The organism is Peribacillus simplex (assembly GCF_030123325.1).
Lineage (GTDB): Bacteria > Bacillota > Bacilli > Bacillales > DSM-1321 > Peribacillus > Peribacillus simplex_D.
The window spans coordinates 812,430-826,434 of the sequence record NZ_CP126106.1 but is presented as its reverse complement, the minus strand read 5'-3'; the positions used below and the strand labels follow the sequence as shown (position 1 = coordinate 826,434).

Annotated in this window: 15 protein-coding genes; 6 read left to right on the top strand and 9 right to left on the bottom strand. The window is 39.7% G+C overall.

What is annotated here, in order from left to right; genetic code table 11:
* Positions 1-43: 43 nt before the first annotated feature.
* The 3 genes from QNH43_RS03975 to QNH43_RS03965 form a co-directional block, all read right to left on the bottom strand.
* Positions 44-496, bottom strand: coding sequence for a hypothetical protein (locus QNH43_RS03975; protein WP_076367851.1), 453 nt, complete (start codon positions 494-496; stop codon positions 44-46).
* 343 nt (positions 497-839) lie between these two features.
* Positions 840-1,979: a zinc-dependent alcohol dehydrogenase gene (locus QNH43_RS03970; RefSeq protein ID WP_283916869.1), complete on the bottom strand. Its 1,140-nt coding sequence runs from the start codon at positions 1,977-1,979 to the stop codon at positions 840-842.
* 148 nt (positions 1,980-2,127) lie between these two features.
* Positions 2,128-2,988, bottom strand: a complete 861-nt coding sequence (locus QNH43_RS03965) for a glycerophosphodiester phosphodiesterase (protein ID WP_283918277.1) — start codon at positions 2,986-2,988, stop codon at positions 2,128-2,130.
* A gap of 521 nt (positions 2,989-3,509) precedes the next feature.
* Between QNH43_RS03965 and QNH43_RS03960 the strand changes: the two genes are divergently transcribed.
* Positions 3,510-4,736, top strand: a complete 1,227-nt coding sequence (locus tag QNH43_RS03960) for an MFS domain-containing histidine kinase (RefSeq protein WP_076367857.1) — start codon at positions 3,510-3,512, stop codon at positions 4,734-4,736.
* Between the two features lie 61 nt (positions 4,737-4,797).
* Here the strand turns inward: QNH43_RS03960 and QNH43_RS03955 are convergent, their stop codons facing one another.
* Positions 4,798-5,622 carry an ABC transporter permease gene (locus QNH43_RS03955; protein ID WP_076367859.1) on the bottom strand — a complete coding sequence of 275 codons (825 nt, stop codon included), beginning with the start codon at positions 5,620-5,622 and terminating at the stop codon, positions 4,798-4,800.
* A gap of 31 nt (positions 5,623-5,653) precedes the next feature.
* On the bottom strand, positions 5,654-6,421 hold the full coding sequence (locus QNH43_RS03950; protein ID WP_081395575.1) for an ABC transporter ATP-binding protein: 768 nt from the start codon (positions 6,419-6,421) through the stop codon (positions 5,654-5,656).
* A gap of 384 nt (positions 6,422-6,805) precedes the next feature.
* Here QNH43_RS03950 and QNH43_RS03945 point away from each other — a divergent pair, with 384 nt between their 5' ends.
* Both QNH43_RS03945 and QNH43_RS03940 read left to right on the top strand, forming a co-directional pair.
* Positions 6,806-7,795, top strand: a complete 990-nt coding sequence (locus QNH43_RS03945) for an aliphatic sulfonate ABC transporter substrate-binding protein (RefSeq protein ID WP_283916868.1) — start codon at positions 6,806-6,808, stop codon at positions 7,793-7,795.
* Positions 7,796-7,825: 30 nt separating this feature from the next.
* A complete protein-coding gene (locus QNH43_RS03940) occupies positions 7,826-8,719 on the top strand; it encodes a TauD/TfdA dioxygenase family protein (protein ID WP_283916867.1) in 894 nt (297 codons plus the stop codon).
* A 208-nt stretch (positions 8,720-8,927) separates the two neighbouring features.
* Here QNH43_RS03940 and clpP read toward each other — a convergent pair whose 3' ends face one another.
* From clpP to QNH43_RS03925, 3 genes are all read right to left on the bottom strand, one after another.
* Positions 8,928-9,512, bottom strand: a complete 585-nt coding sequence (clpP, locus tag QNH43_RS03935) for an ATP-dependent Clp endopeptidase proteolytic subunit ClpP (RefSeq protein WP_098370859.1) — start codon at positions 9,510-9,512, stop codon at positions 8,928-8,930.
* 28 nt (positions 9,513-9,540) lie between these two features.
* Entirely contained in the window at positions 9,541-10,248 is a 708-nt protein-coding gene (locus QNH43_RS03930) for a sigma-70 family RNA polymerase sigma factor (RefSeq protein ID WP_283916866.1), read from the bottom strand.
* A gap of 314 nt (positions 10,249-10,562) precedes the next feature.
* On the bottom strand, positions 10,563-10,862 hold the full coding sequence (locus QNH43_RS03925) for a hypothetical protein (protein WP_283916865.1): 300 nt from the start codon (positions 10,860-10,862) through the stop codon (positions 10,563-10,565).
* Between the two features lie 400 nt (positions 10,863-11,262).
* Here QNH43_RS03925 and QNH43_RS03920 point away from each other — a divergent pair, with 400 nt between their 5' ends.
* Entirely contained in the window at positions 11,263-11,775 is a 513-nt protein-coding gene (locus tag QNH43_RS03920; protein ID WP_076368031.1) for a tyrosine-type recombinase/integrase, read from the top strand.
* Positions 11,766-11,960, top strand: a complete 195-nt coding sequence (locus tag QNH43_RS03915; protein WP_076367873.1) for a hypothetical protein — start codon at positions 11,766-11,768, stop codon at positions 11,958-11,960. The genes QNH43_RS03920 and QNH43_RS03915 overlap by 10 nt, the downstream gene beginning before the upstream one ends.
* A gap of 90 nt (positions 11,961-12,050) precedes the next feature.
* Here QNH43_RS03915 and glsA read toward each other — a convergent pair whose 3' ends face one another.
* The gene (gene glsA, locus QNH43_RS03910) at positions 12,051-12,992 is read right to left on the bottom strand and encodes a glutaminase A (protein ID WP_283918276.1); all 942 of its coding nucleotides are present in this window, start codon (positions 12,990-12,992) and stop codon (positions 12,051-12,053) included.
* Positions 12,993-13,457: 465 nt separating this feature from the next.
* Between glsA and QNH43_RS03905 the strand changes: the two genes are divergently transcribed.
* Positions 13,458-13,664, top strand: a complete 207-nt coding sequence (locus QNH43_RS03905) for a hypothetical protein (protein ID WP_076367875.1) — start codon at positions 13,458-13,460, stop codon at positions 13,662-13,664.
* The last annotated feature ends 341 nt before the right edge of the window (positions 13,665-14,005 follow it).

Here is a 14,005-nt window from a genome sequence, read left to right as displayed (position 1 = left end):
GCATCGAAAAAAGAGAAAGCATTTCGCCTTCTCCAGTTTTGGTTTATTCTATGAATTGAAGTTCCGTTATCGTACATCTTTTCCTGAATTTATATTTTCCGCTCAAATCACTGAATTGATAATCATTGAGGGATTTCTCCAGTTGTTCCTTTAGCTTATCCATAGTGACTGATTCCTCAATTGTCTCTATCCAATTTTCCTTTCCTATTAACTCTTCGAACGGAATTGTAGTCAGGACTTCATCATATATCTGGATGCTTTGATCGATACCGAAACTGCCATAGATACTGCCATTTTCATCAGCAAAAATATGCTCCGATTCCAATTCTTCCACCAATACTTCTAGATATTCCTTTGACTTTACAGGCTTTACGGCAATCTCCGCTTCCGCCGTTACAGGTCCCAATCTCTTATCGACGATCTCTATCGTCAATTTAACGTGAACGGGCGGATACCCAAACCCTTCGCAAAGTTCTGCTGCCGAATTATATACCATCTATGCATCCTCCTTTTGACACTATCATTATATAATATAAATACTCGTTTTCATTACCAAAAACCTTATTCAGGTTCACTTTGCACTGCCTCTTCTTTTTAAATCATATGCTCATTCATATCTGAAGGGTCAGTCGCCTCATTTCCGGATTCCCCTGAAACGAAAGCCACCCATTATAGAAAAAAATCAATGTAATCCTGATTTCTTCAGCTCAAAGGCATAATTATCATTCATATTTCACACCTCTTTTATACGTTTATCCATAATACACCCTTAACTATTTGTGAACCTAACCAAAAAGTCCAATGCAGCTCCATGCATTGGACTTTTTATAAGCTTCAGATTATGGCTTTAACACCACTTTAATGCATTCATCCTCATGATCGTTAAAGATTTGATAAGCTTCACTCGCTTTTTCGAGAGGGACTTTATGGGATATGATTTCCGTGGGGTCGAACTCTCCGGCCATGATTTCATCAAAAAGCTTTGGCATGTAGTGAATGACTGGTGCTTGCCCCATTTTCAGGTTAATGTTCCTTTCAAATAAATTGCCTAATGGGAACATATTATATTTGGATCCATATACGCCAGTCAGTTGGATCGTACCGAATTTACGTACGGCTTTAAGTGCAATCTCGATCGCACTTAACGTTCCGCCCTGGAGTTTCAGCTTTTGCTCAATCGCCTCGATCGTTGATTTCTTGCCGTCCATCCCCACACAATCTATGACCACATCAGCCCCGCCTGAAGTGATTTCCTTAATGTAGCTGCCCATATCGTTATACTCATCGAAGTTATACGCCTCAACCTTATTCATCTGTTTTGCCCTATTGAGCCTATAAGGAAGATTGTCTATTGCAATGACCCTTTTTGCGCCTTTCATCCAAGCGAACTTCTGAGCCATCAAGCCAATCGGCCCACAACCAAGTACCGCTACCGTATCACCTTTTTTGACGCCAGCGTTCTCTACACTCCAATACGCGGTTGGCAGCACATCGGACATGAACAATAGTGCCTCATCTTCAAGTTCACAGGACTCTGGAATGACAAACGGCATGAAGTTTCCATATGGGACCCTTAAATATTCTGCCTGCCCGCCTGGATAGTTCCCATATCGTTCCGTAAAACCAAAGTATCCGCCTGTATCCACCGCTTCATTTGGGTTGGAATTATCACATTGACTCTCCATATCATGTTCACAATAATAACAGTGCCCACAAGAAATGTTGAAAGGCAGGACAACCCTGTCCCCTTTTTTCACCTTCGTAACTTCCGGGCCCACTTCTTCAACGATGCCCATCGGTTCATGGCCAATGACATAATCCTTATGCGTGGGCAAAGCACCCTGATATATATGGAGATCGGACCCGCAAATGGCCGTTGAAGTCACTCTGACGATGATATCATCCTTTTGCTGAAGTTTTGGATCTTCAACTTGTTTTACCTGTATCTCTTTTGCTCCTTGAAAAGTGACAGCCTTCATAATCAACCTCCTAAAATATTTTTAATACATTTGATATACCCGTCAAAAAAGCCTGCTAAGCCTAAGGCCACCTAATTTCCCCAATAATTAAATGCCCTTCATAACAAAAAAAGCCCCGGAAAACCGGGACTCACATAATTTAGTAACCTTATAAATTCCCATTTTCATTGTGATTATCATGCTTGTACTCTCTTAACACCTCGCTGAATACATCAGGATAATTAGTGAACAGCCCCGTTGCACCCCATTCAAGAGCCTTTTTCATATCCGCTCTATCATTTACTGTATATGGATGGAATTGAAGGTCATGGCTGCGGACCATCTTCACATATTGTCCGTCAACCCTATTGAAGTTCGGGCCAACGCCAATTGCATATTCCTTAATGGATTCCAATTCTTCATCGGAAATGGTTGCTGGGTTCTTATAAGAAAAAAGCTGCACAAGCGGTAACTTTGGATTCATGTCATGAACCTTCATAAGGCTTTCTTTACTGAACGATTGTATTAATACATTCTTGGTACGGCCTTTTGAATCCATCATTTTATATTCTTCCAGAACCTGTAGAAGTTCTTCCTCCATTCCTGGATATACTTCAGGGGACTTTGTTTCGATATAGTAATTGGCCTGCTTTCCGAACTTCTTAAAGACTTCTTCAAGAGTGGGAACCTTCAACCCTTCATATACCTCTTTTGCCAATTGCGGATATTGTTCATTGAACCATGAACCGGCATCCAGTTTCTTGATCTCTGCCAACGTTAAATCCTTCACCAGACCTGTACCATTCGTTGTACGATCCACCTTTTCATCATGCATTGCTATCAATCTTCCATCCTTGGTCATCTGAAGATCGATTTCTATGTAGTCACCTTTCATTTGTTCTCCCAATTGATAAGCGGGAATGGTATGTTCAGGTGCATGTCCAGAAGCTCCCCGATGTGCAATATTCACGATTTTCTTCTCATAAATAGATGAATTGGAATGATTTCCATTTGCAGCTGAGGCCCCCATGGAAGTAGCTTGCAATATAAAGGCCGCACTCATCATACAAAAACCGAATTTCTTTATATTCGTTTTCACTTTCCCTCTCCCCCTCCTATTATTACCATCATTTTAAAAGGGGAATGTGAATCTACAGCTAATATAATGTAAAGAAATAATATATTAGTAAAAATGAGTAAAATAACCTATCAAACAATTACCCACAGTGCATTCATAAACCCACTAAAAACCTCTTTTTCTAAAAAAATCATACATGAAAAATGTGCTAAACATGGATACTGGTAAGCCAATAAGAAAATATAAAAAGTTTCTTGGCATGCACATATTGAAATAGTAGAAAAAAACAGTCACCCCAAATAACAACAACTAAATATTTCAAAATTCCCCTCATTACTTAACTCCTTGATCTCCCATTCCGGTACTATATAGAGAGACTATCGATGGCAAAATCTATCTTTTTCCGATTTACAAAAAACTAGTATCATATTACTATTAAACAAACAAACAGAATATTAATATTAAGGGGAATTATGTTAAAAAATTATCAATATTATCAAAACAAACACCGATTTATACTGAAGGCATTCATGGCAATGATATCCTTTTTACTGCTAGTTGGGATTTCTGTATCACCTATAAGTTGGAAAGATAATCCCTACGAGATGACATTACAGGTCATTTTAATATCGGGGATGATAATTTCTCTGTTATTTTTCTTAAAAACAGAAGTCAATTTCTATAAAACCCTATTCATTTTCTTAATTACTGTTTATTTATATAGCAAATTCTGGATATTCCCGGATACTGCAATCATGCTGTCATTATTTGCTATAGCACCATTGATTCCCATTTTTCTCTTTGATAAAATCGGATTCTATATTGTCGCCACTTTAAATATCATATTAGGTCCGGCTTCCATCTTGATCATTTCAAAAACGGATCTTCAATACACTTATGAATATGTCGCTTTGGATAGTTTCGGCAACACGCTTAACTTCATCGCTATACAAATCATATTGGTATTCGTATTCATAGGAACCAATAATAGGGTAGAATCCACGAATGCATTTCATAAGGAAATACAGCAGGCCAAGCAACTGAACTCAGTCGGACAGCTCGCTGCCACCATTGCACATGAGATACGTAATCCGATTACAGTCGTGAAAGGGTTTGCCCAGTTATTAGATCAAGAGAAGGAACTGAATGAAACGGAAAAATTTTATGTACAGACGATGCTCACAGAACTTGAATATACACAAGTGATAATCAATGATTATTTGTCTTTGGCAAAGCCGCAAACGGATAATGCACAGGTCATTCCTTTAAATTTCGAAATCCAAAAGATTTCCGATCTATTAACGAGTTTCGCCAATAATCGCAACATAGGCTTTCTCTTGGATTTCCGTGACGACCTGCACATTAACATGAATCCCATCGAACTTAAACAGATACTGGTCAATATCATGAAAAATGGAATTGAGTCTATGAACAATCCCGGATTCATCAAAGTGGAAACAGAGCAGGAACGCACCATGGCAAAAATAAGAATAACAGATACAGGAATAGGCCTCTCCAAAAAACAGCTTGAAATACTCGGCACCCCATTTTATTCGCTTAAAGACAGGGGAACAGGTATCGGCCTGACCGTTTGTTATTCCATCGTTCAAAAATACAAAGGTAAAATCGTGGTCCAGAGCGAATTGAACAAAGGAACATCCTTCACCATTTATTTGCCCTTACATAGAGAAATAGATTAAACATACATTACCAAACAAGAAAAAGGATGACCGCCCAGTTTTGGAAGGTCATCCTTTTCAATTAAGCTTTAAAACTATCTTGCCATTTCAGAAAATGATTTTCTAAAAAGCGGACAAACGAATCGGAGATTTTGCCAGCGAGGGCAAAAATGATGATGCCTACGAATACGACGTCCGTTTGCATGAATGAACGGGCATCCTGGATCATGAATCCCACCCCTCTATCCGCACCCAACAATTCGGCTACGACCAGGCACATCCAAGCCGCACTTAAGGCTAAACGGATACCAAGCAATATGTTTGGCAAAGCTGCCGGAATCATGAGCTTCGTTATTTGTTCCAGACGGCTAAACTCCAAGATTCGGGCAACATCGTATAGTTTTTTATCCACATTCCGAAGGCCCAAAAAAGTTTGTAAATATAGAGGAAAGAAAGCGCCTAAAGCAATAAGCAGCACTTTGGATAGTTCACCAAACCCGAACCACATAATGAATAAAGGGGTAATCGCAAGTAAAGGAACTGTCCGTAACATTTGAATGCTCGGATTAAGATATTCTTCGGATTTTTTTTGCATGCCAACGATGATTCCTAGCAATAAGCCTAAAAAACCACCTAATGCAAAGCCAAGAAGAGCCCGCGTTAAACTGATTTGTAAATGCATGCCCATTTCCCCTGACCGAACGAGATCAATGAAAGTCGTGACGATCAATAAAGGAGATGAGAATAATTGGGCAGGCAGGATACCAGCCGAACCTAATGATTGCCATGCAATCAACACGACAACGGGAAGGAATGAACCCCGCAATGCTGATTTGGCAAGTTTGGATTGTTTTTTCGTTTTCCTTATGACAAGCGACTTGTTTTGAGCAACGGTCTGTGTAGACATATTTTTCATCCTTCCTTTTTTCAAAAATTAATTAAATGCTCCAATCTTCCCTTTCTTCCGGATGATGATCAAGTTGGGTTAAAATGACGGTCCTGAATTCCTGAAACGCTTTGCTTGTTCGAGTTCTTGGATATGGTAAATCAATTGGAACGATAGCTTTAATCCGACCAGGCTTTGCCTCCATGACTACCACTTTGCTCGATAAAAAGATGGATTCATCAATATCATGGGTGACAAGCACCATCGTTGTCATATTCCTCTCCCATATTTCTAGTAAAGCCTCTTGAAGATGCGTTCGCGTGAAAGCATCCAATGCACCGAATGGCTCATCCAGCAATAAAACTTCAGGATTACGTAATAAGGCCCTGGCAATGGCAACACGCTGCGACATTCCACCGGATAATTGGCGTGGATACGCCTTTTCAAATCCCTTTAGCTTAACAAGTGAAATTAAATCATCCACCCTTTTTCTAATGTCCGTTTTTTTTAATGGAAGGTTACCTGCAATATTTTTCTCCACATTCAGCCATGGAAATAAGCGGTGCTCCTGAAAAATGAAACCACGGTCTTTAGAAGGGGCGCTAACCGGATGATCCCCTGCTATGATCGTACCGTCAAAGTCTGAATCAAGTCCTGCGATCAGCTTTAATAATGTGCTTTTCCCGCAGCCGCTCGGACCAATGATGGTGACGAACTCACCATTTTTGACGTGCAGATTTAAATTATCCAAAACATGGACACTTTCATTATCATTCTTAAATGTTTTGCTTACATGATTAATTTCTAACGTCGCTACCAATAACCTCACCCTTTCTCAAATAAAAAACTAGAGATTCAGCAATAAGGCACATATTGTCCCTTTGCTGAATCTCTAGTTAACTAGTCGATTCAATATTTCATTTTATATTAACTTATCGATTATTTATAATCAACACTCAATACCAATTTATTTTATCGGATTAATCAAAAAAAAGAAATTGACAGATTATTCTAACACCTGTTAAGATGCATTCATACACAAATCCGCTTCACAAAAAACCAATTAAATAAAGGTCATGTGAATCAACTGGACTACCGGAGATTCAATGAAGAGTAACCCCTGCATACTCTTCGTTGAATCTCTTTTTGTCATTATTCTGACCATCCAGATGTGGTAAGTGTAATTAAAAAAAGGAGGGAATTCATGAAGGAATACCGTAACAAGTTAACCGCATTATTGCTTGCCATCTTTAGCATTGCTGTATTGGCAGGTTGCAATTCCGATGCCGGCAAGGCTTCCGGGAAAAGTGATCCACTTAAAGTTCATATTGCCTTAAATGGTAAGATGGGGCCATTGGTCATTGCAAAGGAAAAGGGATTGTTCGACGAAGAGTTTTCTAAACTGGATGCCCAAATCGAGTGGAGTGAATTCCCGAGTGGTCCCCCTCTTTTGGAATCCCTCGCTTCCAATCGGGTTGACCTATCTTTTTTAGGGGATGGTGCACTGATTGCCGGAATTGATAAGAATCTGCCATTTGAAGTGATTGCACAAACGGGACGAGGTGAGTCATCTGTCCGGATCCTGGCTCAGCCAGAAGGAGACATTAAGAAGATTGAAGACTTAAAGGGAAAAACGGTCGGTGTTGCCTCCGGGACAACAGGTCATGTGTATTTAATCAAAGCATTGAAAGCACATGGTTTAACGATCGATGATATTAAACTCATCAATTTACAACCGGATGATGCTCAATCCGCTTTTGAAACCAAACAATTGGACGCCTGGGCGATATGGAACCCTTATTACCTTAATAATATTGAAAAAGGGAATGCAGTCGCACTTAAAGTAAAGGAAAAAATATTAGCTCCTGGTGCAATCATTGCACGTAACGAATTTGCAAAAGCACATCCTGAAATTGTCGAGGCCTATTTAAAGGTTTATAAAAAAGCTGCCGATTGGCAAATTGAAAATCCAGATGAAGCCTCTGAAATTTATTCTAAAGAAACTAAATTGCCTGTGAGCACAGTCAAGAAAATAATAACGGCTGAAGAACCAAATATCTACTTTACCGATGATGCCATCAAGGCACAACAAGAATCAATCGATACATTAGCTGGTGTGGGTTATATCAAGAAATCATTTAATTTTAAAAACCAGATCCACAATGAATACATTGATGAAGCCTTTAAAAAATAAAAAAACATACCTTACAGGAGGAGATTGATTATGACGGAAACTAAAACACAACAATTAAAAGTGGTACCCGTAGCAGGAAGGATTGGAGCTGAAATTCAAGGGGTCCAATTAAGCGGAGACTTGGATTTAGCTATTTTCAGTGAAATCAAACAAGCGTTAAACGATCATAAAGTCGTATTCTTCAAAGGTCAAAACCATTTGGACGATGCCAGCCAAGAGGCATTTGCCAAACTATTGGGTGAACCTTATGCGCATCCTACAGTACCGGTCAAAGACAATACTAACTATATTTTCGAACTTGATTCCGAACGGGGTGCTAAAGCAAACCATTGGCATACTGATGTCACTTTTGTTCCAGAAGTTCCCAAATACTCTGTTTTAAGAGGTGTAACCATCCCTGATGTTGGCGGCGATACAGTCTGGGCAAATACGAATAAAGCATATGAGGACCTGCCGGATGGATTGAAGAAATTAGCGGATGGACTATGGGCGATCCATACAAATGAGTATGATTATGCACAATTCAAACCAGCCGAAAACATTGATGATGAGGTTAAAAAGAAATATCGTGATATATTCGAATCGACCATTTATAAAACAAGGCACCCAGTCGTTCACGTGCACGCAGAAACCGGAAAAAGGCATTTGTTATTAGGTGGTTTTGCTGGAAGAGTGGAAGGATATACAACAAGTGAATCTGAAAGATTATTAAGTATCTTCGATTCATACGTCACGCGCTTAGAAAATACCGTGCGTTGGCAATGGAGTGAAGGGGACGTGGTCATTTGGGATAACCTAGCCACGCAGCATTACGCTATTGCCGATTACGGGGACCAGCACCGCGTCGTTCGCAGGGTCACAGTAGGAAAAGACGTTCCGGTAAACAACGAGAACGAGTCAAGCAGACTAATCATAAAAAAATAAAACTCATGCATCAAGTGTAAGAATCCATTACTTGACTGCCCCATAAGCAAATGACTGTTGAATGGTAACACTCAAACCTCCTGAGGAACTGGCCTTTTTGCAGTAAATGTCAAAGGTAAAAAAAGAAACTGCCGATATAGATATCGACAGTTTCTTTTCGTTTTCATCCAGCATATTTTTGAGCTTACTGATGGCTTTTTTATCAGGATTAGTTATCCTGAACGATTATTTCATCGATTATACCGTAATCCTTCGCCTCAATTGCGCTTAGGAAGTAATCACGATCTGTGTCTTTCGCCACCTTTTCGATAGGCTGCCCAGTCCTTTCCGAGATGATTTGATTGATATGATCCTTTAGTTTCAAAATCCTTCGGGCAGAAATTTCAATTTCCGTGGCTTGCCCCCTCGCCCCACCAAGCGGTTGATGAAGCATGATTTCACTATTTGGCAAAGCGCACCGTTTCCCTTTCGTACCCGCCAATAAAAGCATGGCACCGAATGATGCAGCCATCCCCGTACATACAGTCCGGATATCAGGCTTAATATATTGCATCGTATCATAAATGGCGAAACCGGCACTGGTCGATCCCCCCGGACTGTTTATGAAGATGGTAATTTCCTTCTCAGGTGCATCTGCTGCCAAGAATAACAATTGGGCAACCACACTGTTGGCTAAATGATCGGTGATTTCTTCCCCAATCATGATGATACGGTCTTTTAGAAGTCTGGAATAAATATCGTACGAGCGCTCACCCTTGCCTGATTGCTCAATTACATATGGAATTGTTGTCATATCTCTTCTTCCTCCTAACATAATTTGGCTATGCGGCCATTGAGAGTGTGTTTGAAGGAGTGAAGCTTGATTTGGAAAGAATCGAACGATTCATCAGTTTAGGAATCATCGATTCACTATTCAGGGATTTGAAAGATGGGATGCTTCTAATGAGGATATCAGGATTCTGGGCTTTTAAAGCTTGAGTCATCAGGGTCATGAGCCGCTGTTCCTCCTCATCTTGCCAATCTTCCACGCAAGTCAACTTACGCTCTTCGACGTCATTGTCAAAACGCTTTTTCACACGATTCAGGATCGCCTTTACTGCGGTCTCCGTGGTGTTCAAATAATCTGAGATTTCTTTTGACCGATAGAGGAATCCTTCCTTTAATAGGAACACAACAGCTTGTTTCGGGGTAAGTGACTTTATTATATATTCAACCGTTTCAAAGGCATTTTCCCCAACTGATCCCTGTTGTTCGGTATCCAACAGATTGTCTAAGGATTCATTTTTTCTTTTTCGTATCGTATCAATCCAGGAATGTCGGGCTATCGTCTTCAATAAAGCCGTTGTTATTTCCGTTTTCTTCCCATAGCCCTGCATTGCCTTCAATATCGTTTCCTGTGCCAAATCATCCCCATCCCAATTATTTTGGGTCAGGAATCGGCAAAACCGAAGCAATTCAGGATAGACTTCACGCAAAATCGCACCGTTATCCTTTTCTTCAGAAATATCTTCCCTTAACTTATTTATCATTTTTCTCACTCCTTCAACACCCTCTATCCTATAAACGTTTCAGAAAGAGAAAAAGATATGGGGGTGGAAAATTTTCGTTCTTCATTATATTCTATTCCATTTTTTCCTTTGGATTTCCTTTCATACTAAAAACCTGTTTGGTTAAGATCCAAACAGGCTAGTGTCAACGTTCTATATGCAACAAATATGCCCCCCTCTGTGTACCCGATTCTCACCAATCATTTCAGCAAAGCCCTTATAAACACTTACTTCCCGGATGTATCTTTGTGAAACCTGAACTTCAATTTTCCGGGTGATTCATAGGAACTCTGCTGCTATTCCAAGTGTTCGATGCATTCAACCGTGTATTCGCTAGGTTCCATAACGTTTTCTTCAATACCAAACCAACTGGAGGAGAGACTCTCATTCGCGCTATCTTTACAATAGTTCACCAAAGAACCTGCCGGCTTCTCTTCTTGATCGCTCATCTCTTCAAAATTAACTGATCGCTCGTTATGACTCCCGCTGTCTCTCTTTTCATTCTCCAGGTCTGCGAACATGAACATACAGTAAAAAAACGCAACCATAATTGCCATAGTAAACAACCTTGAAACTAAAGGCAGTAACTTTTTCATATAACTAAACCTCTCTTCATGGTGGCTTCCCCAATCCTGTTAAAGCATAATAAATTCAGAATGAATTAATTCATCTATTAAATATCCATCAAAACATCAGTTTTGAAAAATATTCCTATAGATTCATTATATCAAGTTCCAGAAGTTTTTAATGCCATTATTCAACCTTAATACGAATAAACAACTAAAATACTCCGAACCCTTAAATGTGGACAGTCCAAAAAATATCAGTAAACACCTCACATTGACTTCCATCCTTTTCAAGTGTTACTCTTAAATTAATAAAAAAGTATACATTCAAAACACTGATTCCATTAGCGTGAAATAAGGGTGATCTCATTTGCCAAAAGCACATTTAATTGACGTTCAACCAATCAGATCATTGGAAAAATTAGATGATATGAAATGGTCACTGAAGAGACATTGCAGCGAGAGGGACTACATATTGTTCTTGTTAGGCATCAATACCGGCTTGCGTGTGTCTGATTTATTATCGCTGAAGATAAAGGACATTAAAGGTAAGATGGAGGTCATCATCAAGGAAGGCAAAACAAAAAAGCCAAGAATAATACAGCTTAATAATGTATGTAATGAATTGGCTGCCTATATAGCCACCATCGATGGTGAATGGCTATTCCCCTCACGCAAGGGCGATAAGCCAATTAGCAAAATACAAGCCTACAGACAGCTTAATAAAGCAGCGGACATGGTGGACATCGAGGGCGTCGGTACCCATACCATGCGGAAAACGTTCGGGTACTGGCACTATAAACGAAGTAAGGACCTTGCTGAGTTACAAATGATCCTTAATCATTCACAACCTGAAATTACACTAAAGTACATTGGGATTGCTGATGAAGGAACAGAGGACAGCTTAAATGATATTTTGGGAGGACGGAAGAAATGTCACTGACTGAATACAATGCAAAATATGAATATATCATTCGAAGCAATATTTCCGATAGGCAAAAGGCATTGAAATTAGCTGATTTAATGACCGACATGGAAGGCCACCTAAGAAATGACATCGGGGAACATCGGAATAAAGAAGTACATGCATTATATAAAAAAGTATCTCTCCTATCCAACTTGTTATGATCACCTTAAGACCCTTGCCATATGTGCAGAGGTCCTTTTTTTTGCCGTGAAAGTGAGTTGATTAATATCATCGACTCATCACTAAAGGTGTTAATGATTAAACATACTTAAGGAATACTTTTTCGCCATCATTTCCAAGATTTTCATCCCGGCAACGCTGTTCCCCTTCTCATCCAGAGCTGCACCATAAATTCCAATCCCGCATTTTCCGGGGACGGCCCCCATGATCCCCCCTGACACACCGCTTTTAGCCGGAATGCCAACATTGATGGCAAATTCACCTGATGCGTTATACATGCCGCAGGTAACCATGAATGTCTTGCAAATACGGGCAATGTCCCCGGGGATGATTTGCTTTCCCGTCAACAAATCTTTCCCGTTCATGGCCAGCACACAGCCTATCCTCGCCAAATCCTGACTGTCTATTTCAATGGCACACTGCTTCGAGTACAATTCGATTAAGTCCTCCACATCCTCATTTATTACATTATGCTGCTTTAAAAAATAGCTTAACGACCTATTTAAGTCTGCTGTATTGTATTCTGACCGGGCAACATCTTCATTAAAACCAATAGTGGGATTTTGAGTCAATTCCCGGATAAAATCTAAAATACGCTGAAATCGTTCATCCACACTGTCACCTGCAATCATGTGGGTCACAGTCAATGCTCCTGCATTGATCATCGGGTTTAACGGCTTGGATGGCTTGTTCGTCTCTAACTTGGCAATCGAATTAAAAGGGTCACCGGTAGGTTCTTTGCCTACATAGGAAAAGACATATTCCTCCCCTTTTTCCATTAATACAAGAGCAAGTGTCAAAACCTTTGATATGCTCTGCAGGGTCATTTTCCCACTTACATCCCCCGCACAATATCCTTTTCCGTCAGGATAGTAAATAGCAACAGATAAATCCCCAGGATTCGCCTTTTCAAGAGCTGGAATATAGTCTGCCACCGTTCCCATATTTGTATATTCTTTTGCCTGATCGACCAGTTGCTGTAACTCGTCATTGGACCTGCATTGACATCCCATATTGTTCACAATCTGCCGCCCCTTAGAAAATTTGTTATTTGAAGTGTTCTTAAATAGTGGTTTTTTATTTATTACCATCTTTCATTGATATTATTTAAAAAAAGTACGAAACGGAAAATAAATAGAAGTAAGATTACAGGAGGTACTTTCCTGTTTGATAACGGGACTAATGCATCATGTCTCAATATTTTTCTAAATCACAATGACACACTCCTACGCAGAACATGATTTGAATTACTTTAGTCGTGTTAAAGACAAACAACAACATATACGGAAACGGTCAAGCAGTAAGACAGCTAGGCTAACGCCTTGTAAAAAAATCAGGAGCATCTTCCCTGTTCTTTAAAGAAGATTTAATTGAAAAAAGAAGGAATTTGAAGCGCTCAGACGAAAATATAGACCATGGGAATATTATCGCAGAAGCATTCATATGTATTTCACACTTGATGGAAAGTAGGAAAAGCCATGGGAAAATCGAGGAGTTTACAAGAAATCTATAACGCCAACCGTCCAGAAAATAATGAACTTTTCCGGGCGATACAACAGCATCTGCAATTGAAGCATCCGGACAAACGAATGACAGCTACGAGAACATTGCAAATAATCGTGGCTGATAGTGTTTCATCTGGAGAGCTCCGTAATGTGGAAGCCCGCCTTCTTCACAGTCATTAAAGATCTGTTGTTTCATGAGCCCTTTGAAAATTCAAACACAGAAAGGATCTCATCAATGAAAGAATTTCTAAAAAAATTCTAAAACATTCGGCTTAATCGTGCCACTTGTGACACTGGCTTTTATTAAGCCACTAATTACTGGATGCCAACCAGACCTAGAAATCGAGCTTAAATCAACATGTCATATGTAAGTTGGTTCGTTTCGTAAACCCAGCAACATTCATTCTCAATCACTTTTGCCTATGTTCTTTTTACTCAATTTGAGTAAAGATTTACTTTCAAATGCTCAAAATATAAAGATTGACAACATTTTTATCGTGACTCATACTAGAAGTGACTTA